The organism is Streptomyces sp. NPDC001770, from assembly GCF_053596135.1.
The window spans coordinates 55,042-80,434 of sequence record NZ_JBSFFN010000003.1 but is presented as its reverse complement, the minus strand read 5'-3'; the positions used below and the strand labels follow the sequence as shown (position 1 = coordinate 80,434).

At 74.3% G+C, this 25,393-nt stretch carries 4 protein-coding genes; 3 read left to right on the top strand and 1 reads right to left on the bottom strand.

What is annotated here, in order from left to right; all coding sequences use genetic code 11:
- Positions 1 to 1,050: 1,050 nt before the first annotated feature.
- Positions 1,051 to 1,446, bottom strand: coding sequence for a GNAT family N-acetyltransferase (locus ACWCSV_RS04095; protein WP_451138280.1), 396 nt, complete (start codon positions 1,444 to 1,446; stop codon positions 1,051 to 1,053).
- Between the two features lie 893 nt (positions 1,447 to 2,339).
- On the opposite strand from ACWCSV_RS04095, the gene ACWCSV_RS04090 reads away from it, so the two are divergent.
- From ACWCSV_RS04090 to ACWCSV_RS04080, 3 genes are all read left to right on the top strand, one after another.
- Positions 2,340 to 2,558 carry an MbtH family protein gene (locus tag ACWCSV_RS04090; protein ID WP_451138279.1) on the top strand — a complete coding sequence of 73 codons (219 nt, stop codon included), beginning with the start codon at positions 2,340 to 2,342 and terminating at the stop codon, positions 2,556 to 2,558.
- A gap of 579 nt (positions 2,559 to 3,137) precedes the next feature.
- Positions 3,138 to 17,660 carry an amino acid adenylation domain-containing protein gene (locus ACWCSV_RS04085; protein ID WP_451138278.1) on the top strand — a complete coding sequence of 4,841 codons (14,523 nt, stop codon included), beginning with the start codon at positions 3,138 to 3,140 and terminating at the stop codon, positions 17,658 to 17,660.
- The gene (locus tag ACWCSV_RS04080) at positions 17,657 to 25,393 is read left to right on the top strand and encodes an amino acid adenylation domain-containing protein (protein WP_451138277.1); all 7,737 of its coding nucleotides are present in this window, start codon (positions 17,657 to 17,659) and stop codon (positions 25,391 to 25,393) included. Before ACWCSV_RS04085 ends, ACWCSV_RS04080 begins: the two co-directional genes overlap by 4 nt.

Here is a 25,393-nt window from a genome sequence, read left to right as displayed (position 1 = left end):
CCCGACCGGGCTGCCTTCCCAGCCCGTGGGCGCCTCCGACGCCGTCCATTCGCTGTCGCCACTCGGAAGCCGTCTCCTCCGGTGGCGACAGAGACACGCTCATGGCGAGGGGGCTGTGGCAATCAGGGCAGGATGACCGGTACGGGCCCGGCACCCGGGTAGTGCGGCGGGTGCGGGTTACCGGCCGGACCGGCGAGGCCGGATCACGTCGGCACGCTGGTGGCGTGCAGGGCCCCTGAGGGGGCGGTGCTGTGCCGCGCTCAGTGCCGGCATCGTGATCGCGGTGGATCCGTGGGCCGACGGAGTGGAGCGCGCCCTGGTGTGCGCCCCGGTGCCGGCTTTGGCGTCGCTGCGGCGTTGCTCGCTGATCAGAGTGGTACTCCGGCCAGGAGCGATTGCTCGTCATGGCGTGTGGCGGCGTGTGGGGGTGCCTTGTTCTGATGTGAAGGATGTCCGCCGCAACTCGTGGCGGGGTGGCCTGGTCCTGCGGACTCACGCCGGGGAGGAGGCCGACTTCCTCTGGTTCGACACATCTTTCCGGGACTCGCTGCATGACTTCTCCGCCGTATGCGCTGATGCCATACGGTGTCATACGCGGGCCGCGGCGACGAGCGTGCAGGCTGAGGCGTCTTCCGGCCTTCAACGGCGCCTCATCCGGTCGTTGGCCGCCGATCTCTCAGCGGCCGCTGCCGCGGTCTCCCTCATTCCTGCCTTGCTTGCAGCGGTTTGCCGCTGACCTGCCTGATGACCTACCAGGCGTCGGTGGCAGAAGGGGGTTGCCGCTGTGCCGACGAAGACGATCGCGGCCAGGACGGCACGATCGCCGGCCCCGCGCCGACCCCCACCCCGCGGACGGCCCACCCCTGTGGGTGGCACCACCCGCCGGAACGACACCCCCAACTCATCCGGCATCAACGCGCAACCCGACCCGTCGCGCGCGGACCAACGAGCACTCGCGCCATGAGGAGCGATCAGGACTCGGAGTCGCGGACGGCCGCCGAAGCCGCCAACGAATCCGGCGACGAGTCCGAGGGCGAACCCTGCCCTGCGTCAGAGAGCGATCAGCCCCGCCGGGGTCGTCCGGAAGCCGCAGACGTCGATGTAGAACGTACGCAGATGCTCCTCGAAGTCGACGTGCAGCCAGGTGCACCCCGCCGCGCGGGCCTCCTCGGCCGCGGCGGCGACCAGGGCCGCACCGACCCCGCGTGACCGGTGGTGGCGGGCCACCACCGTGTCCAGCAGGAAGGCGTGGGCACCGCCGTCCCAGAGGACGTTGACGAACCCGATCAGTGCGCCGCCCTCCCGCGCGCAGACCCAGCCAAGGCTGTGGCGTTCCAGGCGTGCCCGCCAGTCGGTCCCGGTGGCCGGACCGCCGAACCCTTCCGCGTGCAGTGCGTCGAGGACCGCGTTGCCGAAGTCGCCCCGCCACTCGTACGTAATCGCCACACCGGGATCCTACGTGCGTCCGGTCCCGGCCCGGGTGCGGAGAACGAGTGTCCTCGCGCTGCCCAGCACCCGGCACCTGGCACCCGGCATCCGGCACCTGGCACCCGGCACTTGGCACCCCAGCCCCAGCCCCTGCACCCCACGTCCAGGCAGTCGCCCTTCCCCGGCCGTCGGACCGCCCGGTCCCGCAGATCGGCATCAGTGGGCGAGGAGCGATATGTCCGACAGGAACGAGGCCGCGGAGGAACCCCACGCCTCGTCGTCCGGTGAGGGCTGGTCCCCTTCCGGCCGGCAGACTCAGCGACCCGGGGATCTCCCCAACCGGCAAGGCGAGGTCGTCTCCGTCTCCGGGCTCGCCGTCGGACATGGCCCAAGGGGACGCTTTTCGGATGCCGGGGCACGGGCAATCGCGCGGCGGACGGGGCGCGTGCCCGGCGCACGGTAGCTCGATCGGATCATTCGGTGCTACGGCGTCTGCGGGCGCGCGCGGGCGCTTCCGGAAAACGTCGGGGATCAAATTCAGTGATACCCGCGCAAGAGGGACATGGGGCGACCGAACAGTTTCACTGGTGATCACTTGGCATATGTCCAGGGCGAGATGTGTCGCCGCGTCGGATTCAGGGTGCGCGGGGCAATGAAGCGAATAGGGGCTTTGGCGGCCGCGCATCCTCTAATGTGATTGGCATGAACGGGTGAAGTCGGGGTGTGGCCCAGCCCCGGTAGCGAAGGTCCATCGAAAGAGAGTGCGATACGTCGCCGATCTCTGCGGGGCCGGAGCCCGGGGCAAAGGGTCGGGGGCCGGCGGTGTCGCGGCGGGAATGGTCCGACGCGAGGTGCCCGGGAATGTCTGATGAACATGTCGCAGAAAGCGCGAGAACAGGTGGGGGACGGCCGTGACCAATCCTTTCGATGACGAGTCGGGACGGTTCGTGGCGCTGGTCAACGACGAGGGTCAGTACTCGCTGTGGCCCGCGCAGATCGAGATCCCGGGCGGCTGGCGTGCCGTCGGCCCGGAGGGATCGCGTCAGGAGTGTCTGGACGCGATCGAGGCCGCCTGGACCGACATGAGGCCCGCCGGTCTGGTGAGGGCGATGGAAGCGGCGGCCGAGTAGGGCTGTCCCGTACTTCCGCACCCCGGCGGGTGCGGAAGGGATCGCGGGGCACTCCCCGGTCCAGTCGCGGATGCGCGGGAGCGCACCCCCGTCCCGTCGGGGTGGATGGAGCTCCGGCGCGTGGTCCGGTCCGTCATCCTGATCGATTCTTGTCTTATTCGGACCGAATGAAGTCCGTTGAGGTCCGCCGAGGTCCGTAGAAGTCGCAGTGACGACTCATAGTGACGGATCAGAGGGGCCTCGACAGGCCTGTTCGAATAGAATCGGCCATGGTGTGGCCGGTATTCGATCCGTGCGCGGCTGAAATCCTTCCTGTGCCGCCGTGCGGATTCTCCGAGTCATTCAGATGGTTCCGGCGATTCGTCGTGGTCCCTTTCGGTGAAAGAGGGGTGACACGGGGTGTGCGCCGGACGGATGCACCCGGCGCGAGACCCCGGTGATTCCTTTCTCCACGGGGTGCGCCGAACCTTCTTTCCGCTTCGGCGGTCCTCTTTGCCGACGACGTGCGCACCGGTGCGGCGGGTTCCTCCGTGCCTTCTCCGTCGTCCCCGAAATCTCTCCCCAAAGGTGTCGACCGGCATGCATGAAAACGACTCGATCCCGTCTCGTTCGATTCCCGCAGAGTCTTTCGAACTGACTGTTGCTCAACAGGGCGTGTGGTACGGCCAACTCGTCGAACCGGAGAGCCCGAAGTTCAACATCGCCGAGTGCTTCGAGATCCGGGGCGATCTCGACGCGGGGACGTTCGCCGCCGCCGTCGCCCGCACGGTCGCCCTCTGCGACAGCCTCAACGTCGAGTTCGTCGTCCACGACGGTGCCGTACGCCAGCGGGTCGCGCCGCCGCCCCGGGCCACCGCCGACCGGCTCCGCCTGGTCGACCTCTCCGGCGCCGACGACCCCGCCGCCGCGGCCGAGAGCTACCTGGCCGACGACATGGCCACCGTCGACCGGATCGACGCCCCGCGCCACACCCTGGCGCTGCTGCGCCTCGGGCCCCGCCGACACTACTGGTACATCCGCTTCCATCACATCGCCGTCGACGGACTCGGCGGCGCCGTCTTCGCCCGCATGGTGGCCGACCTCTACGCACGCGCCCTGCGCGGCGAGAACATCGCCGAGGCCGAACTGCCCCCGGCCCCGCTCGCCGATCTCCTCGCCGACGAGGCGGCCTACCTCGGCTCCGACCGGTACGAAGCGGACCGGGCCCACTGGACCGCCAGGTTCGCCGACCGTGCGGCGGACGCCGCGGGCTCCGACGGCGGGGCCGGCGCGCGGGGTGGTACGCCGCTCATCCGCCGCCGTACCGACGTCCCGGCGCCCGCCGCCGGCACCGACGGGGACGGCGTGAACCTGCACACCGGGGAGACCCTGCCCGTCACCGTCCTCGACGGCCTGCGCCGGCTCGCCGCCGCCAACCGCACCACCTGGTCCGCCGTGCTGGTGAGCGCGGTCGCCGCCTACGTCGGCCGGGTCACCGGCACCCGGGACGTCGTCGTGGGCCTCGCCTCCAACGGCCGCCACGGCGGACTGCGGCACATCGTCGGCATGACCGCCAACATCCTGCCGCTGGGGCTGGAGATCACCACCGACATGACGGTCGGAGCGCTCGTCCGCACCGTCGCCGCCGAGATGCGCGGCGCCCTGCGCCACCGGCGCTTCTCCCGCGAACAGCTCGCCCGCGAACTCAACATGGCCGACGACGCGGCACGCCTGACGGACGTGGTCGTCAACATCATGGGCTACGCGTACGACCTCGACTTCGGCGGGAGCCCCGCCACCTCCCGCCTCCTCTCCATCGGACCGGTCGACGACGTGTCGCTCTTCGTCTCCGAACGCTCCGAGGGAACCGGGCCGTTGATCGGATTCGACGCCAACCCGGAGCTCTACCGACCCGAGGACGTGCGGCTGAGCCAGCGGGCCGTCATCTCCTTCCTCACGGCACTCGCCGGAGCGGATCCCGAAACGCCCCTGCGTGAGCTGCCGTTGACCGACTCCGAGGCCGCCGCCGAGCTCCTGGCCCACGGCCGGGGCGCGGGCCTGGAGGTCATGGAACCGGCCACGAGCCTGCCGCGGGCGTTCGAAGCGCAGGTGCGCCGCACCCCGGACGCCACCGCGGTGGTGGACGGTGTCGTCACGCAGACCTACCGGGAGCTGGCGCACCACGCGGCGGAGATCTCCCGAGCGCTGGCGGGCTGGGGGCTCGTCGCGGAGGACGGGGTCGGTGTCCTGGTGGACCGCTCCGCCGCGGTGGTGGCCGCCACCCTCGGCGTGGCCGGCGCGGGCGCCGCGTACGTACCGATGGACGCCACCTGGCCGGAGGAGCGCCTCGGGCGCGTCGCGGGCGTCGCCGGGGTCCGCGCCCTGGTGGTCGACGAGGCCGCCGCCGGACAGAACTGGGTGAAGGTGACGGCGGCCGCCATGCCGGTCGTTGTCGTCGACGCCCTCGGCCGGGTACTGCGCGGCGCCCCGTCGCGTCCCGGACGGCTGCCGGACGTGACGCACGCCGACCGGCTCGCCTACGTGATGTTCACCTCCGGCTCCACCGGCCTGCCCAAGGGCGTCGGCGTCACCCACGCGGACGTGCTCGCGCTGACCGCCGACTCCGCCTGGCGGGACGGGGCATGCGACGCGGTGCTGCTGCACTCGGCGTACGTCTTCGACGCCTCCACCTTCGAGATCTGGGTCCCGCTCCTGCACGGCGGCAGGGTGGTCGTCGCACCCCCGGGCGTCCTGGAGGCACCCGTCCTCACCGGCCTGGTCGACCGGTACGCGGTCACCGCGCTCTTCCTCACCACCGCCCTGTTCAACGTGGTGGCCGAGGTGGATCCGGCGGCCTTCGCCGGGCTGCGGCTGGTCGCCGCGGGCGGCGAGGCCGCCACGCCGGAGCTCATGCAGCGGGTGGCCGCCGCCGCGCCCTCCACCCGGGTCCTCCACGTGTACGGGCCCACCGAGACCACCACCTTCGCCGCCCGCCACCGGGTCGCCGCCGACGCGGGCGGGGTACCGCCCATCGGCCGTCCGCTCGACGGGATGCGGCTGCACGTCCTCGACGCGGACCTCGCCCTGGTGCCGCCCGGTGTGGTGGGGGAACTGTACGTGTCGGGGCGCGGCGTCGCCCGCGGCTACCGAGGCCGCCCCGCGCTGACCGCGGGCCGGTTCGTCGCCGACCCGCACGGTCCGCACGGGGCCCGCATGTACCGCACCGGGGACCTCGTCCGCTGGACCGCGCGCGGCGAGATCGAGTACGTCGGACGCGTGGACGGGCAGGTCAAGCTGCGCGGATACCGCATCGAACCCGCCGAGATCGAGGGCACCCTGCTCGCCGACCCCGGCGTGGTCGCTGTCAGCGTCCTGGTCCGCGAGGACATACCCGGCGACCGCAGGCTCGTCGCGTACGTCGTGCCTGCCGCCGGCACCCGCCTGGACGACACCGTGCTCGCCCGCCGGGTGGGCCGCGCCCTGCCCGCGTACATGGTGCCCTCCGTGTTCGTGACGCTCGACGCGCTGCCGCTCAACCCCAACGGCAAGGTCGACCGCCGCGCCCTGCCCGCCCCTCCCGCCGCGGCCACCGCGGGGCGTGCCCCGCGCACCGCGTACGAAGAGGTGCTGGCCGGCCTGTTCGCCGACGTGCTGGGCGTCGCGGCCGTCGGCGCCGACGACAACTTCTTCTCCCTGGGCGGCCACTCGCTCCTCGCCACCCGCCTCACCGGCAGGGTGCGCGCCGCGCTGGGCACCGAACTCGGCCTGCGTACCCTCTTCGACCACCCGACCGTCGCCTCGCTCGCCGCCGTCCTCGACACCGCCGGCTCCACCCGGCCCGCCCTCACGCCGCAACGGCGGCCGGAGGTGGTACCGCTCTCCTACGCGCAGCAGCGCCTCTGGTTCCTCAACCGGGCGGAGGGCCCCGGCGACACGTACACCGTCCCGCTCGTCCTGGAGCTCGACGGCCCGCTCGACACGGGCGCCCTGCGGGGCGCGCTGACCGACGTGGTCGCCCGGCACGAGAGCCTGCGCACCGTCTTCGCCGAGCACGACGGGGTACCCCGTCAGGAAGTCCTGGACGCGGCCGTCGCGGCGGAGCTGGTCCCGCTCGTCGTCCGGCGGCCCCCGGCCGGGGGACCCGATGCGGGACCGGCCGGAGCCTCAGGAGCCTCCAGAGCGGCCGGAGCCTGGGCGGAGGAAACGGTCCGCCACCTGATCGCCGAGCCCTTCGACCTCACCGGCGACCTCGCCGTCCGCGCCCACCTGCTCCAGGATGCCCCGGATCACCACCTCCTGGTCCTCGTCCTCCACCACGTCGTCGCCGACGGCTGGTCCCTCGCCCCCCTCGTCCGCGACCTCGGCGCCGCCTACCGTGCCAGGACCGAGGGCACCGGCACCCCCGACTGGCCCGCGCTGCCGGTGCAGTACGCCGACTACACGCTCTGGCAGCGCCGGCTGCTCGGCGACGACACCGACCCGGAGAGCCTCGCCGCGATCCAGCTCGCCCACTGGCGAGAAGCCCTGCGCGGCGCACCCGACCTGCTCGACCTGCCCCTCGACCGGCCGCGCCCCGCCGTACCCGGCCACCGGGGCGACGCCGTCCCGTTCGCGTTGCCCGCACCCGAGCACGCCGCCCTCGTCCGGCTCGCCCGCGCGGCGGGGTGCACCCCCTTCATGGTGCTCCAAGCGGCGCTTGCGGTGACGCTGCACGCCCACGGCGCCGGCACCGACATCCCCCTGGGCACGGCCGCCGCGGGCCGCTCCGACGAGGCCCTCGGCGACCTCGTCGGGTTCTTCGTCAACACCGTCGTGCTGCGCACCGACCTCTCCGGCAACCCGAGCTTCCGCGAACTCCTGCAACGTGTGCGGGAGTTCGACATCGCCGCCTTCGGTCACGGCGACCTTCCCTTCGAACGGATCGTGGAGGCCGTCAACCCCGAGCGCTCCGGCGGTCACCACCCGCTCTTCCAGACCATGCTGGTCCTCCAGAACCAGGAGCGGACGGACCTCGAACTGCCGGGCATCACCACCCTGGACCGGTCCCGGCACACCGGGATCAGCAAGTTCGACCTCACGTTCTCGCTCGCCGAACTCGACTGTCCAGAGGGCGAGTTCGCCGGAATCGGGGGCTATCTGGAGTACGCCACCGACCTCTTCGACGCCGCCACCGCCCACGGCCTGAGCGCCCGGTTCGCCCGCGTGCTCACCCTCGCCGTCGCCGATCCCGACCGCCCTGTCGGGGAACTCGACCCGCTCGGGCCGGCCGAGCGCGACCGGATGCTCGCCCAAGGCCGGGGCGCACAGCGGCCGTTGCCCGCCCTCACCGCCCCTGAGGCGGTCCGCGAGCAGGCCACGCGCACCCCAGGAGCCGTCGCCGTCCGCGACGAGCTGACCAGCCTCACCTACGCGGAGCTCGACGCCCGCGCCGACGCCCTCGCCCACACCCTGCGCGAGCGGGGCGCGGGCCGTGAGACCCGGGTGGCCATCGCCGCCCCGTCCTCCGTCCACACCGTCGTCGCCATGCTGGCCGTACTGCGGGCCGGCGCCGCCTACGTACCCGTCGACCCGGGGTACCCGGCGGCCCGCATCCGCCACATGCTCGACGACGCCCGGCCCGTCCTGCTGCTCACCACCGCCGGCACCCGTGCGGAGCTGCCCCCGGTCGACCTGCCCTGGCTCGCCCTCGACGCCCCGGCGGACCGGACCGCCCCACCCACCCCGCACACACCCCACCCGGACGACCCGGCGTACGTCATCCACACCTCCGGCTCCACCGGCCGCCCCAAGGGGGTGGTCGTGACCCACGGCGCGCTCGCCAACCACATGGCGTGGCTGGCGGACCACCTGGACCTCACCGGCGAGGACCGGGTCCTCGCCCGCACCTCCACCAGCTTCGACGCCTCCGTGTGGGAGCTGTGGCTCCCGCTGATGAACGGCGCCAAAGTCTGCGTGCTGCCACCCCGGGCCAACCGCGAACCCGACGAACTCATCTACTGGATGGGCCGGTTCGGCGTCACCGTCGCCCAGTTCGTGCCCTCGCACCTGACCCACGTCCTCGCCGAGGCGGCCCACGGGGCACCGCTGCCCCGGCTGCGCGCCGTGCTCTGCGGCGGCGAACCCCTGCCGCGCGCCCTCGTCGACGAGATCGCCACCCGCTGGGGTGCCGAAGCGCACAACCTGTACGGCCCCACCGAGGCGACCATCGACGCGACCGCGCACCGCGAGGACCGCACCCGGACCGCCTGCCCGGCCGAGACCGTCCCGATCGGCCGGCCCGTGGACACCATGCGCGCGTACGTCCTCGACGGCCGGCTCCGCCCCGCACCGCCGGGCGTCACGGGGGAGTTGTACCTGTCCGGGCCGAACCTCGCCCGGGGCTACCTGCACCGCCCCGGTCCGACCGCCGAACGCTTCGTCGCCGACCCGTTCACCGCCGACGGAACCCGCATGTACCGGACCGGCGACCTCGTGCGGTGGAACGGAAACGGGCTGCTCGACTACCAGTCGCGCGCCGACGACCAGGTCAAACTCCGAGGATTCCGCATTGAGTTGGGTGAGGTGGAAGCCGCGCTCCTGGCGAACCCCGGCGTCACCGGAGCCTGCGCGGTGATCCGCGAGGACGCCCCCGGCCGGCGCCGCCTCGTCGCCTACGCGGTGACCGACGACCCCGCCGTACGCCCCCTCGCCCTGCGCGACGGGCTCGCCGAGGCACTCCCGCACCACATGGTGCCCTCCGCCGTCGTGGTACTGGACGCCCTGCCCCTGCTGCCCAACGGCAAGGTGGACCGGCGCGCCCTGCCCGCACCCGATCCGGAGGCCGGCGGCCCGGCCGAACCGGGACGGCTCGGTCTCCGGGAGGAGCTGCTCGCCGGGATCTTCGCCGACGTGCTGGACCGGCCCCGGGTCGGCCCGCACAGCGGCTTCTTCGACCTCGGCGGACACTCGCTCCTCGCCATGCGCGTGGTGAGCCGCGTCCGCGCGGTGCTGGGCGCGGAGATCGCCGTACGCACCCTCTTCGAGCACCCGACCGTCGCGGGCCTGGCCCGCGCCCTCGATCCGGCGGCCCGGACCCGGCCTCCCGTGGTACCGGCCGAGCGGCGGCCCGACCCGCTGCCGCTCTCCTTCGCCCAGCGGCGGCTGTGGTTCCTCAACCGGCTCGAAGGACCCAGCTCCACCTACAACATCCCGCTCGTCCTCGAACTCCACGGCACCCCGCACACGGACGCGCTCCGCGCCGCCCTCGGGGACGTCGTCGCGCGGCACGAGTCGCTCCGCACCCTCTTCCCCGAACATCAGGGCACACCCCACCAGTTGATCGTCGGAACGCAGGAGGCCACCCCCGCGCTGCCGGTCGTGGACGTGGCCGCCGCCGACCTGGAGGAGGCCGTCTTCGACGTCGTACGCCTGCCGTTCGACGTCACCGCCGACCTGCCGCTGCGCGCCCTGCTGCTGCGCGCCGCCCCCACCCGCCATGTCCTGGTGCTGGTGGTGCACCACATCGCGGGCGACGGCTGGTCCCTCGCCCCGCTCGCCCGCCACCTGGGCGAGGCGTACCGGGAACGGCTCGCCGGCCGGGAGCCCGCGTGGGCGACGGGCCCCGTGCTCCAGTACGCCGACTACACCCTCTGGCAGCACGCCGCCCTGGGCGACGACACCGCACCCGGGAGCGCGCTCGGGCGGCAGCTGGAGCACTGGCGCACCGCCCTCTCGGAGCTGCCCGGCCTGATCGACCTGCCGCTGGACCGGCCCCGCCCGGTCACCGCCGACCTGCGCGGGGACGTCCACGCCTTCGACGTACCACCCGAGCTCCACGCGCAACTCGTGCTCCTGGCCCGAGAGTCGGGAAGCAGCCTCTTCATGGTGCTCCAGGCGGCGGTGGCCGCCCTGCTGCACCGGCACGGCGCGGGCGACGACATCTCGCTCGGCACCCCCGTCGCCGGACGCACCGACGAGGCGCTGGAGGAGCTGGTCGGGTTCTTCGTCAACACGCTGGTCCTGCGCACGGACCTGTCGGGCAGCCCGAGCTTCCGGGAACTCCTGATCCGAGTGCGGGAGTTCGACCTCGCCGCGTACGGAAATCAGGACGTTCCCTTCGAACGGCTGGTGGAGAGCCTCAACCCCGTCCGGGCCCGCGACCACCACCCGCTCTTCCAGACCATGCTGGTCCTCCAGAACCAGGAGACCGTCCGTCCCGAACTCCCCGGCCTCACCGTGGAGGACCGGATCGTCCACAACGGGCTGAGCAAGTTCGACCTCACCTTCGCGTTCACCGAGGAGCGCGACGGCGGCGGCCTCTCGGCCGGGATCGAGTACGCCACCGCCCTCTTCGACCGGGACACCGTCGAAACCCTCGCCGCCCGGCTCGTCCGCCTGCTGGAGCAGGTCACCGCCGACCCCGGACGCTCGCTCCGCGACTACGACCTGCTGACGGCCGGCGAACACGCCCGGGTCACCCGCTGGGGCACCGGCCACCCGCTCGGCGAGCCCGCACCGGACACCACTCTGCCCGCCCTCTTCGCGGCCCAGGCGCTCCGTACTCCCGACGCCACCGCCGTCACCGACGGCACCACCACCCTCAGCTACGCGGCGCTCGACACGCTCTCCGCAGACCTCGCCGGCGCGCTCGCCGGACTCGGCGCCGGACCCGAGTCCGGTGTCGGCGTGCTGCTCACCCGGTCACCCGCCGTGGTGACCGCCTCCCTCGGCGCGGTCCGCGCCGCGGCCGCCTACGTCCCCATGGACGCGCGCTGGCCCGAGGAGCGGCTCGAACAGGCCGCCGGGGTCGCGTCGTTGCGGGTCCTCGTCGTCGACGAGGCCGCTCTCGCCTCCGCCTGGGTGACCGCCACCGCAGGCCGGCTGCCGGTCCTGGTCGTGGACCGGCTCGGCCGGGTCCTGCGCGGCGGCCCCGAACGGCCGGGCCGACCGGCCGCCGTACCGGGACCGCACGCCCTCGCGTACACCATGTTCACCTCCGGCTCCACCGGCCTGCCCAAGGGGGTCGGCGTCACCCACGCCGACGTGGCCGCGCTCACCGACGACTCCGCCTGGCGCGAGGGCGCCGCCGACGCGGTGCTGATGCACTCGGCGTACGTCTTCGACGCCTCCACCTTCGAGATCTGGGCCCCGCTGCTGCACGGCGGCAAGGTCGTCGTCGCACCGGACGGCGTCCTGGAGGCCCGCGCCCTCGGCGACGCCGTCCGCGAACACGGCGTGACCGCGGTCTTCCTGACGACGGCGCTCTTCAACGTGATCGCCGAGACCGCTCCGACAGCCTTCCGGGGGCTCCGCCTCCTGTGCGCCGGAGGCGAGCTCGCCTCTCCCGACGCCATGCAGCGCGTCGCGGACGCCACGCCGGGCCTGCGGGTCCTCCACGTCTACGGGCCGACCGAGACCACCACCTTCGCCACCCGCCACCACGTGACCGCCGGCCACCCGGCCGGACCGCCGCCCATCGGCCGACCGCTGGACGGCATGCGGCTGTACGTGCTCGACGGCTCCCTCGGCCAGGTCGTCCCCGGCGTCGTGGGCGAGCTGTACCTCGCCGGGCGCGGAGTGTCCCGCGGCTACACCGGGCAGCCCGCCCTGACCGCAGCCCGCTTCGTCGCGGACCCCTTCGGCCCCGCCGGAAGCCGGATGTACCGCACCGGCGACCTCGTCCGCTGGACCCGGGACGGGCACATCTCCTACGTCGACCGCGCGGACGGCCAGGTGAAGCTGCGCGGCTACCGCATCGAACTCGGCGAGATCGAATCCGTCCTGGCCCGCTGCGAGGGGGTCGCCGACTCCTTCGCCGTCGTCCGTGAGGACACCCCGGGCGACCGGCGCCTCGTCGCCTATGTGGTACCCACCGCCCGGGCGCTCCCCGCGCCCGCCGATCTCGCCCGCGCGCTCGGCCGGTCCCTGCCCGCGTACGCGGTGCCCTCCGCGTTCGTACTGCTCGACGCGCTGCCACTGACCGTCAACGGCAAGGTCGACCGGCGCGCGCTGCCCGCGCCCGTCCACGGGGAGCGGCACCGCAGGACCGGCGGCGGTACGGCCCGCAGCGCCCGCGCGGAGATCCTCTGCGGACTCTTCGCCGACGTGCTCGGACTCGACGGACTCGACGCCGAAGGTGACTTCTTCGACCTCGGCGGCCACTCCCTGCTCGCCACCCGCCTCGCCGCCCGCATCCGTACCGTGCTCGGCGTGGAGGTCCCCGTCAAGGCGCTCTTCGAGCACTCCACCCCGGCCGCCCTCGCCGCCGCACTGGACGGCGCCGAGCAGGCCAGAAGACCCCTGGAGAGAACCGGGAAACGTCCCGACCCGCTGCCGCTCTCCTTCGCGCAGCAGCGCCTCTGGTTCCTCGGCCGGCTGGAGGGCCCCAGCGCCACGTACAACGTGCCGCTGGTGCTCCGCCTGGACGGCCCGCTCGACACGGGAGCCCTGGAGCGCGCCCTCGCGGACGTGGTCGAGCGCCACGAGAGCCTGCGCACCGTCTTCCCCGAGACCGACGGCATCGCCCGGCAGCTGGTGCTCGACGCCACCGGCGCCGACCTCGACCTGACGCCCCGTGACACCGACCCCGCCCGCCTCGGCGACGTGCTCACCGCCGAGGTGACGCGGCCGTTCGACGTCAGTGCCGAACTACCCGTGCGGGCAAGGCTGATGAGGATCGCTGCCGAATCCCACGTGCTGGTGCTGGTGGTGCACCACATCGCCGGCGACGGCTGGTCCCTCGCCCCGCTCGCCCGCGACCTGGGCGACGCGTACCGGGCGCGGGTCGAGGGCGAAGACCCTGGCTGGAGCGAACTCGCCGTCCAGTACGCCGACTACACCCTCTGGCAGCGCGCCCTGCTCGGCGAGGAGGACGACCCCTCCAGCCAGGCCGCCCGCCAACTCGCCTTCTGGCGAACCGCCCTGGCCGGCGCCCCCGATCTGCTGGAACTGCCCTGCGACCGGCCGCGACCCGCCGTACCCGCCCACTGCGGCGACGCGCACCCCTTCACCGTCGGCCCCGGTACCCACCGGGCGCTCGCCGACCTCGCCCGGGCCCGGAGCAGCAGCCTCTTCATGGTCCTCCAGGCCGCCCTGTCGGTCCTCCTCTCCCGCCACGGCGCCGGTGAGGACATCCCGCTGGGCACCGCGGTCGCCGGCCGCACCGATGAAGCACTCGACGACCTGGTCGGGTTCTTCGTCAACACCCTGGTGCTGCGGGCCGACCTGAGCGGCGACCCGACCTTCGGTGAAGTGGTGGACCGCGTACGCGACTTCGACCTGGCCGCCTACGCCCACCAGGACCTGCCCTTCGAGAGGCTGGTGGACGCCCTCAGCCCCGTCCGCGCCCAGAACCACCACCCGCTCTTCCAGACCATGCTCGTCCTCCAGAACCAGGGCGACGCCGCGATCGACCTGCCCGGCCTGACGGTGACGGAACAACCCGTGCACACCGGCATCAGCAAGTTCGACCTGACCTTCACCTTCACCGAGACCTACGACGCGTCCGGCCGGCCCGCCGGCCTGCGGGGCGTCCTGGAGTTCTCCACCGAACTCTTCGTCCCCGCCACCGCCCACACCCTGGCCGCCCGCCTGACCCGCCTCCTCGCCACGCTCGCCGCCCACCCCGGCCGGCGCGTCCACACCGTCGAGGTGCTGGACCCGGACGAGCGGCGGAGCCTGGACTGCGTCGCCCACGGCCCCACCCGCCTCTCGGCCGCCCGTACCGCCCCCGAGGCGTTCCGCGCGCAGGCCTCCCGCACCCCCGGGGCGATCGCCGTGCGCGACGGCGGCGCAGGGATGACCTTCGCCGAACTCGACCTGCTGTCGGACGACTTGGCCCACCACCTGAGCGACCGGGGCATCGGCCGCGGCGATCTGGTCGCGCTGGCGCTGGAAGGCACCGCCGACCAGGTCCTCGCGATGCTGGCGGTCACCAAGGCCGGGGCCGCCTATCTGCCCGTCGACCTGGAGTACCCCGACGCGCGGATCGCCCACATGCTGGACGACGCCCGCCCCGCGCTGCTTCTCACCCACGAATCGCACGACCACGAATCGCACGACACCGAAGACACCCGTGGCGACCGCGCGGGACGCGGCGACCGCGCCGGACGCCCCGGCCCCACCCTGCCCCGGCTCGCACTCGACGACCGGGCCGCCTGGTCCACCGGGCGCCCCGCACCGGCCGGTGCCGGGCCCGACCCGCGCGACGCCGCGTACGTCATCTACACCTCGGGCTCCACCGGCCGCCCCAAGGGCGTGGTCGTCACCCACGCCTCGCTCACCAACCACATGGCGTGGATGGCGGACCACCTCGGTCTCGGTGCCGACGACCGGGTCCTCGCCCGCACCTCGCCGAGCTTCGACGCCTCGGTCTGGGAGACCTGGCTGCCGCTCCTGCACGGCGGCTCCACCTGCCCCGTGCCGCCCGCCCTCAACCACGACCCCGCCGGGCTGCTGTCCCGGATGCGTGACGAGGGCGTGACCCTCGCCCAGTTCGTGCCCTCGCACCTCTCCGTCGTCCTCGCCGAGACCGGCCCGGACGCGGCGCCCGAATCACTGCGGGCCGTCCTGTGCGGCGGCGAACCGCTGCCCCGGGCCCTGGCGGAACGCGTCGGGCGGGAGTGGCGGGCGGAGGTGCACAACCTGTACGGGCCCACCGAGGCCACCATCGACGCCACCGCCCACCACCACACGCCTGCCGGGGCGGACGGACCGGAGGGGGAGGGGAGCGTGCCGCTCGGCCACCCGGTCGACAACACCCGCGCCTACGTGCTCGACGCCGGTCTGCGACCGGTACCCACCGGCGTCACCGGGGAGCTCCACCTCGCGGGCGACGGACTCGCCCGCGGCTACCTGGGACTCCCCGGCCTGACCGCCGCACGGTTCGTCGCCGACCCCTACGGCCCCGCCGGAAGCCGGATGTACCGCACCGGCGACCTCGTCCGGCGGGACGCCGACGGTCTGCTCACCCACGTCGGGCGCGCCGACGACCAGGTCAAGGTCAACGGATTCCGCATCGAACCGGGAGAGATCGAGGCCGCCCTCACCGCGCTCGACGGCGTCGCCACCGCCTGCGTCCTCGTCCGCGAGGACCGGCCCGGCGAGCGCCGGCTGGTCGCCTACACCGTCCCCGGCCCGCGCGGCGGCTCCCCGGCCCCGGCGGAGCGCGAACTCCGCGCCCGCCTCGCCGAGTCGCTGCCGCCGTACATGGTGCCCGCCGTCTTCGTGCCCCTGGACGCGCTGCCGCTGCTGCCCAACGGCAAGACCGACCGGCGCGCCCTGCCCGCCCCCGCCCGGCCCGCGGCCGAACGCCCGGGCGGCCGGCCGCGCACCGCGGAGGAACAGGTGCTCTGCGAGGTGTTCGCCTCCGTCCTGCACGCACCGGCCGTGCGCACCGACGACGACTTCTTCGCCCTCGGCGGCGACAGCATCCTCTCCATCCAGCTCGTCAGCCGGGTCCGCGAGGCCGGCCTGAGGGTCACCCCCCGGGACGTCTTCGTCCACCGCACCCCCGAGGCCATCGCCGCGGCGTCCACCGCGCTCGACCGGGGCGCCGCATCCGGCCGGGACACCCACGCGCCCACCGAGCGGGGGACCGGCACGATGCCGGCGACCCCCATCGTCGCCTGGTTCCTGGAGCGCCCCGGAACGACGGACGGCTACAACCAGTCCGGGGTCCTGCGCACACCGCGGGGAGCCGGTACCGACACGCTGACCGCCGCCCTCCAACTCCTCATCGACCACCACGACATGCTCCGCCTCCAGGTCGGCCGCCCAGCCGGAGGAGAGCCCGTCCTCGAAGCGCTCCCCGCGGGCTCCGTCCCCGCCCGCGACCGGTTCACCCGGATCGACATCGCCGGCCTCGGCGCCGACGCCGTACGATCCGCCGTCACCGAGGCGGGCGAGGAGGCCCGCGGACGGCTCAGCCCCGCGGACGGCAACGTCGTGGAGGCCGTCTGGTGCGACGCCGGACCCGGTGCGCGGGGACGGCTGCTCCTCGTCGTCCACCACCTGGCCGTCGACGCCGTCTCCTGGCGCATCCTCGCCGCCGACCTGGCCACCGCCTGGCGGGCCGTCACCGGAGGCCCCGGCAGCTCCGGAGGGCCCGGAGGCCCCGGCAGCTCCGGAGAGCCGGGGGCGGAGCTCCCCGCCACCACCTCCTACCGGCACTGGGCGCACCTCCTCGCCGCCCAGGCGCACGACCCCGCACGCGAGGCCGAACTCGCGCTCTGGGAAGCCATGTCGAGCACCCCCGATCCGCAGCTGGGGCACCGCCCGCTCGACCCCGCCCGGGACACCGCGGGCCGCACGCGCACCCTCGTCACCCGGCTGCCCGCCGCCCGCACCGAGCCGCTCCTCACCGCCGTCCCCGCCGCCTTCCACGCCGGAGTGGACGACGTGCTGCTCACCGGACTGGCCCTCGCCGTGAACGCATGGCGCGCCGAACGCGCCTCCGGCGCTGCCGGCCCGGAAGGAACGGGCGTCCTGGTCGACCTGGAGGGCCACGGCCGGGAGCAGATCGACGAGCGCCTCGACCTGTCCCGTACCGTCGGCTGGTTCACCAGCCTCTACCCGGTCCGCCTCGATCCGGGCCCCCTCGACCCGCGCGCCCCCGGGCGCTTCGACGCCGCCCTCGCCGAACGCGCCCTCAAACGCGTCAAGGAGCAGTTGCGCACCGTCCCCGACCACGGAGTCGGCTACGGCATGCTCCGCCGGCTCAACGCGACCACCGGCCCCCGGCTCGCCGCCGCGCCCGATCCCCAGATCGGCTTCAACTACCTGGGCAGGTACGCGGTTTCGCCCGGCCCGGCCGGAGCCGCCGACTGGGAGGTGCTGCTCGACGGGGGCGGGCCCCGGGCCCAGGACCCCGCGATGCCCGTCCACCACGTGCTCGACATCAACGCGCACACCGAGGACGGCCCGGACGGCCCGACCCTGGTGACCCGCTGGACCTGGCCCGCCGACCTCCTCACCGAGGACGGCGTGGATGCCCTGTCCGACGCGTTCACCCGCGCCCTCGGCGCGCTCGCCGAACACGCCGAGCGGCCCGACGCGGGCGGCTGGACACCTTCCGACCTTCCCCTGGTCTCCCTGGACCAGGCCCAGATCGACCGACTGCAGAACAAGTGGGGTGGACGCAAGTGAACGGGTTCCAGCTGGAGGACGTACTGCCGCTGACGCCGTTGCAGGCAGGCATGCTCTTCCACGCGCTGTACGACTCCCACGCCGTGGACGTCTACACCGCGCAGTTCGTCTTCGACCTCGAAGGCACCCCCGACACCTCCGCGCTGCGCGCCGCCGTCGGCGGCCTGCTGCGGCGGCACGCCAATCTCCGGGTCGGCTTCCTCCACGAGGACCTGCCCGAGCCCGTGCAGGCCGTCGCCGCCCGGGTGCCGGTACCACTGGAGGAGGTGGACCTGACCGGACCCGACGGCCCGGCGGCGACCGAGGCGCGCCTCACCGCGTTCCTCGCCGCCGACCGAACCCGGCGCTTCGACCTCGCCACCCCGCCCCTGATGCGCTTCACCCTGCTGCGCACCGCCCCGAGCCGCCACCGGCTCGTCATGACGGCTCATCACATCCTGCTCGACGGCTGGTCGATGCCGCTGCTGGTAAGGGAGTTGTTCGAGCTGTACGCGACCGGGGGCGACGACTCCGCGCTGCCCCGGGTCGCCCCGTACCGCACCTACCTCGCATGGCTGGCCCAGCAGGACCGCGCCGAGGCCCTCGACGCCTGGCGCACCGCGCTGGCCGGGATCGAGGCGCCGACCCTGCTCGCCGGACGCGGCCGTCCCGGCGGTCGCGGCGGACCCGCCACCGCCGACCAGTCCTCCGCCGACCAGTCCTCCGCCGAGCAGCCCTCCGCCGACCAGCTCTCCGACGAGCCGTCCTCCGCCGAACTGCCCGAAACGCTCGTCCTCGACCTGGACGAGGCCACCACCACCCGGCTGCGCGAGACGGCCCGCGCCCACCGGCTCACCCTCAACACCCTGGTCCAGGGCGCCTGGGGGCTGCTGCTCACCCGGCTCACCGGCCGCGCCGACATCGTGTTCGGCACCACCGTCTCGGGCCGTCCGCCGGAGATCCCCGGCGTGGAGTCGATGGTCGGACTGTTCATCAACACCGTGCCGGTACGGCTGCGGCCGGCGGCCGACGACACCCTGGCCACCCTCCTGACCCGCCTCCAGGAGGACCAAGGGCGGCTCCTCGGGGCCCAGTTCGTGGGGCTTACCGAGATCCGCGAGATCACCGGCCTGGACGAACTCTTCGACACCCTCACGGTGTTCGAGAACTATCCGCTGGACGCGGATGCCCTGCGCACCGCCCAGCGGGGGCTGTCCGGCCTCGCCGTGACCGGCTTCAGCGGCACGGACGCCGCCCACTACCCGCTCACCCTCACCATCGCCCCGGGCGACACCCTGCGCATCACCTTCGGCCACCGCGCCGCCGTCCTCGGTCACGACGAGGTGGCCCGCACCGCCGCCCGCATGCGCCGGCTGCTGACCGTGATGGCCCACGGGCTCGACCTGCGCGCCGACGCCGTGCCCGTCCTCCTGGACGGCGAGCGGGAGACCCTGCTGGCGCAGGGGCGGGGCGCCGGACTCCCGCCCGGCGCGACGGGGACGAGCGTCCCGGAGGCCGTGGCGCGCGTCGCCGCCCGGCAGCCGGACAAGGTCGCCGTCACCGGCGCCGGCGAGGAGCTCACGTACGGCGAACTCCTCCGCCTGTCCGACGGACTGGCCGGGGCGCTCACCGGACTCGGAGCCGGCAGGGAGAGGGGCGTCGGCATCCTCGTGGGCCGCTCGACCGCCCAGGTCACCGCCTCCCTCGCGACCCTGCGCGCGGGCGCCGCCTACGTACCCCTCGACCCGCGCTGGCCCGCCGAACGCCTCGCCCGCGTCGCGGAGGTGGCCGGCCTCGGCGTCCTCGTCGTCGACAGGACCACCCGCACGCACCCCTGGGTACGCGGGCTCCCTCCCGGCACGGCGATGGTGACCGTGGACCCGGCCGGGCGGACGGTGCGCGGGGGCCCGGACGCCCCCGGCACGCTCCCCTCCGACGCGCTCCTCTCCCGCGGCGGCGGAGCCCGCCTCGCCTACGTGATGTTCACCTCCGGCTCCACCGGACTGCCCAAGGCCGTCGGTGTCACGCACGCCGACATCACCGCCCTCGCCGCCGATGGGACCTGGCGCGACGGCGCCACCGACGCCGTCCTCATGCACTCGGCATACGCCTTCGACGCCTCCACGTTCGAGATCTGGGTGCCCCTCCTCACCGGGGGCCGCGTCGTCCTCGCCCCCGACGGAGCCCTCCAGCCCGCCGTGATCCGTGACCTGGTGGCCCGCCACGGCGTGACGGCGGCGTTCCTGACGACCGCGCTGTTCAACGTCGTCGCAGAGACCGACCCCGGTGCCCTCGGCCTGCTGCGGCTGGTCGCCGCCGGCGGCGAGGCCGCCGCACCCGGCGTCTTCCAGCGGCTGGCCGCCGCCCACCCCGGCACCACCGTGCTCAACATCTACGGGCCGACCGAGACCACCACCTTCGCCACCCGGCACCACGTCCGGCCCGGCGACGCACCCGACGGGGCGCCCCCCATCGGCCGGCCGCTCGACGGTATGCGCGCCCACGTCCTGGACCCGGCCCTTCGCCCCGTACCGCTGGGCGCCGAAGGGGAGTTGTACCTCTCGGGACCAGGCGTTGCACGCGGCTACCTCGGCCGCCCCGGCCTCACCGCCACCCGGTTCGTCGCCGACCCCTTCGCCGGGGACGGAGCCCGTATGTACCGCACCGGCGACCTCGTACGCCGCGACCAGTACGGTGCCGTGCACCACCTGGCGCGGGCGGACCAGCAGATCAAGCTGCGCGGCCACCGCATCGAACCCGGCGAGATCGAGGCGGTGCTCCGCGCCGATCCGTCCGTACGCGCCGCCTGCGTCCTGGTCCGCGAGGACCTGCCCGGCGACCGCACCCTCACCGCCTACGTCGTTCCCGCCCCCGGCCGCACCCCGGACCCCGGCCTGCTGGCCGCGCACGTCGGCCGCCGGCTGCCCGCCTTCATGGTGCCGGCCGCCATCCAGGCCCTCGACGCGCTTCCGCTCACCCCCAACGGCAAACTCGACCGGCAGGCCCTGCCCGCGCCCGCCCGGCCCACCGCACCGGCCGGACGGCCGCCGCACGGCGCCCACGAGGAGATCCTCGCCGGGCTCTTCGCCGACGTGCTGGGCGTGGACCGCGTCGCCGCCGACGACAACTTCTTCTCGCTGGGCGGCCATTCGCTGCTCGCCACCCGGCTCGTCGGCCGGGTCCGCACCGCGCTGGAGACCGAGGCGGACATCCGCACCCTCTTCGAGAACCCCACCGTCGCCACGCTCGCCACCGCCCTGGAGCACGCCGCCCGCCCCGCGCGCCCGGCCCTCGTCCCGCAGGAGCGTCCCGCGACGCTCCCCCTCTCCTACGCCCAGCAGCGCCTGTGGTTCCTCCACCGGCTCGAAGGCCCGTCCGCCACGTACAACATCCCCTTCGCCGTACGCCTCGACGGGCCGCTCGACACCGAAGCCCTGCGCCACGCGCTGCGCGACGTCGTCACCCGGCACGCCTCCCTGCGCACCGTCTTCCCGGAACGTGACGGCGGCCCCTGCCAGCACATCACCGACCCCGGTGACCTGCGGCTCCCGCTCGTCGTGGAGGCCGTCGACGAGGAGAAGCTCGCCGACCGCGTCCGCGCGTGCGCGACCGAACCGATCGACATCGAACACCGTCTCCCTATCCGGGCCACCCTGCTGCGAATCGCCGACGAAGCCCACGTCCTGGCCCTGGTGATCCACCACATCGCGGCCGACGGTTCCTCCCTGGCGCCCTTCGCCCGCGACCTCTCAGCCGCCTACCGGGCACGCCTGCGCGCCGAGGCCCCCGCCTGGACGGAGCTCCGCGTGGACTACGCGGACCACGCCCTCTGGCAGCGCCGCCTGCTCGGCGACGAGAGCGACGGGTGCGGGAGCGGCAACGGCGACGAGAGCGGCGGCGACGGAAGTGGCGGCGCCGAAAATGTGCTGGGCCGTCAGCTCAAGCACTGGGAACAGGCGTTGAAGGGTCTTCCGGAGGTCGTCGAGCTGCCCTGGGACCGTCCGCGCCCCGCCGTCGCCCGGCACTCCGGCGCCACCCACGCCTTCGCCCTCGCCCCCGCCACCGCCCGGCGGGTCACCGAACTCGCCCGCGCCACCGGCAGCACCGCCTTCATGGTGCTCCAGGCGGCTCTCTCGCTCGCGCTGTCCCGTCACGGCGCCGGGGACGACGTACCGCTCGGTACGGCCGTCGCCGGCCGCACCGACGAGGCGGCCACCGACCTGGTCGGCTTCTTCGTCAACACCCTCGTACTGCGCACGGACCTCTCCGGCGACCCGACGTTCCTCGAACTCCTCCACAGGGTCAAGGAGTTCGACCTCTCCGCCTACGCGCACCAGGACGTCCCCTTCGAGCGTCTGGTCGAACTCCTCAACCCCGCCCGCTCGCAGAACCACCACCCCCTCTTCCAGACCATGCTCGTCCTCCAGAACCACACCCCCGCCGCCCCTGTCGACCTGCCCGGCCTCACCGTCACCCCCATGGCCGTCGACACGGCCGTGAGCAAGTTCGACCTCTCCTTCACCTTCACCGAGACCCACGACGCCGACGGGACACCCGACGGCATGCGGGCCACCGTCGACTACGCGACGGAACTCTTCGACGCGGCGACCGTGCGCGGCCTCACCGGACGGCTCGTCCTGCTGCTCGACGCCGTCACCGCCGACCCGGACCGCCCGATGAGCACGTACGAGTTGCTCACCGCCCCGGAGCGCACCCGCCTCACCGCCTGGGGCACCGGCCCCGCGGACGACCTGCCCGGCTCCACCGTCCCCGCGCTCTACGAGGAGTGGGCCCGGCGCACCCCGGACGCGCCCGCCGTCCGTGACGCCCGTACCACCCTCACGTACGCCGCCCTCGACGCCCGCGCCGACGCCCTCGCCCACCGGCTCACCGCCCTCGGCATCGGCCCCGAGGACCGGGTGGCGGTCGCACTGCCCCGCACCCACGACCTCCTCGTCGGCCTCCTCGGCGTCCTCAAGGCGGGGGCGGCGTACGTACCGCTCGACCCCGACTACCCGGCCGACCGCCTCTCCTACATGCTCGAAGACTCCCGCCCGCGCCTGCTCCTGACCACCCCCGACCTCCGTCGGAGGCTCCCCGCGAACCCGGTGCCCCACCTGTACGCCACGGATCCCGGCGAACCCGGCGACGGTGCCGCCCCGCCCCGCCGCCCGCTCCCGGAGCACCCCGCGTACGTCATCTACACCTCCGGCTCCACCGGCCGGCCCAAGGGCGTCGTCGTCACCCACCGGGGCGCCGGCGCCATGGCCCGGGCCCAGCGGGAACGGCTGCGCGTCACCCCGGACAGCCGGGTGCTGCACATGGCGTCCGTCAGCTTCGACGCGGCGTTCTGGGAACTCTGCATGGCACTGCTCTCCGGGGCCTGCCTGGAGATCGACGAACGCGACGCCCTGCTGCCCGGTCCCGCCCTCGCCGCCACCGTCCGCGAACGCGGCGCCACCCATCTCACGCTGCCGCCCGCCGCGCTCGCGGTGATGCCGGCCGGCTCGCTGCCCACCGGAACCACCCTGGTGCTCGCGGGCGAGGCGTGCACCCCGGCCCTGGTGCGCGACTGGGCGGCCGGTCGCTTCCTCGTCAACGCCTACGGCCCCACCGAGACCACCGTCTGCGCCACCATGAGCGCCGCCCAGCACTCCGACGGACCGCTCGCCCCCGACCGCACGGTGCCCATCGGCATCCCCGTCGACGGCACCCGGATCCACGTCCTGGACGACCGGCTGGCCCCCGTGCCGCCCGGCGTCGTCGGCGAGCTGTACGTCTCCGGGGCGGGAGTCGCCCGCGGCTACCACGCTCGGCCCGGCCTCACCGCGACCCGCTTCGTGGCCGACCCGGCCGACCCCGCGGGTGGCCGGATGTACCGCACCGGCGACCTGGTCCGCTGGACCACCGGCGGCGGACCGGGTGGCGGGCACGGTGAACTCGTCTACGTCTCCCGTGTGGACGACCAGGTCAAGCTGCGCGGCTTCCGCATCGAACCCGGTGAGATCGAGGCCGCGCTCACCGCCCTGCCCGGCGTGGCGGCGGCCTGCGCCGTCGTCCGCGAGGACCGGCCCGGCGACCGGCGCCTCGTCGCGTACACCGTCCCGGCCGAGGGCGCGGCCGGACCTGACGCGTCCGAACTGCGCGCCCACCTCGCCGCCGCCCTGCCCGCCCACATGGTCCCCGCCGCCTTCGTACGCCTCGACGCGCTGCCGCTGACCCCCAACGGCAAGACCGACCGGCGGGCCCTGCCCGCGCCCGACCGGGCCGCGCCGGCCGGCGGCCGCGCCCCGCGCACGGACCGCGAGAGGGCCCTGTGCCAGGCGTTCGCGGAGACCCTCGGCGTGGACGAGGTCGGCGTCAGCGACGACTTCTTCGCCCTGGGCGGCCACTCGCTGCTCGCGGTGACCCTCGCCCAGCGGATCGAGGAACGGTGCGGCCGGCGTCCCTCCCTGCGCGCCCTCTTCGCGGCACCCACGGTAGAAGGGGTGGATCGCCTCCTGGGGAGCGCGGCCGGAGAACAGGGCCCGCCGGACACCTCCGAGGAGGCGGACCTCGCCGCCGAGGTCCGCCTCGCCCGGGACATCACCGGCGCCGGCCGGTACGCCCCGGTACCCGCCCCCGCCCGCCGCCCCGCGCGGCCGTCCGTCCGCCCGCTGCTGACCGGCGCCTCCGGGTTCCTCGGCGCCTTCCTCCTGCGCGACCTCATCGAAACCACCGGCGGCCCGGTCGACTGCCTGGTGCGGGCCGAGGACGCACCCCGCGCCGCCGACCGGCTGCGCACCAACCTGGAGCGCTACGGGCTCTGGCACCCCCGGTACGCCGAGCTGATCAACCCCGTCCCCGGTGACCTCGCCGCCCCCGGGCTCGGCCTGTCGCCCGAGGACCGTACGGCGCTGGTACGCCGCCTCGGCCCCGTCCTGCACAACGGCGCGCACGTCAACTTCGCCGCCCCGTACGGAGAACTGCGCGCCGCCAACGTCGCCGGAACCGAGGAACTGCTGCGCCTGCTCGCCGACTCCGCCTCACCCGGGATGCACTACGTCTCGACCACCGGCGTCCACGCCCCCGCCGCCGGCCCCGCCCCCGTCACCCTCACGGAGACGAGCCCGACCGGCCCGGCCGCCGCACTGCCGGACGGCTACGCGCGGAGCAAATGGGTCGCCGAGGGGCTCGTCGGCATCGCCCGGGAACGCGGACTGCCGGTGACCGTCCACCGCCCGGGCCGCATCAGCGGCGACACCGCGACCGGCGCCTGCCAGGACCGGGACCTGCTCTGGCAGCTGATCAAGGGGTGCCTGCAGGCGGAGGCGGTACCGGACCTGCCGCACGGCTCGACCGACTGGGTGCCCGTGGACCACGTCAGCGCGGCGGTGGTGGCGCTCGTCCTGGCGAAGGGGCCGGCCGACGGGACGTACCACCACACCAACCCGGACGCGCCCGGCCTGGACCGGGTCTTCGAGGCGGCCGCCCGCCTCGGCCACGAGGTGCGCACCCTCCCCGTCGAGCAGTGGGAGGCCCGCGTCGCGGCCCAGCCGGACAACGCGGCCCAGCTGTTCCTCGGCGACGGGGAGCGGTCCGGGGGCGGGGCGACGGACCACCGCCGCTTCGACTCGGGCCGCACCGCCGAGGCGGTGGCCGCGCTGGGTGTCCGGCTGCCGCCGCTCACCGACGAGGTCCTGGCCCGCTACCTGACGTACTTCCGGGGAACGGGGTTCCTGCCCGCTCCCCGGGGGGTGCCGGCGGCGTCGTGA

What these genes read in the sequence shown, in the direction of transcription:
- ACWCSV_RS04085 (WP_451138278.1), top strand. Translation starts at nt 3,138, where the DNA reads ATGCATGAAAACGACTCGATCCCGTCTCGTTCGATTCCCGCAGAGTCT.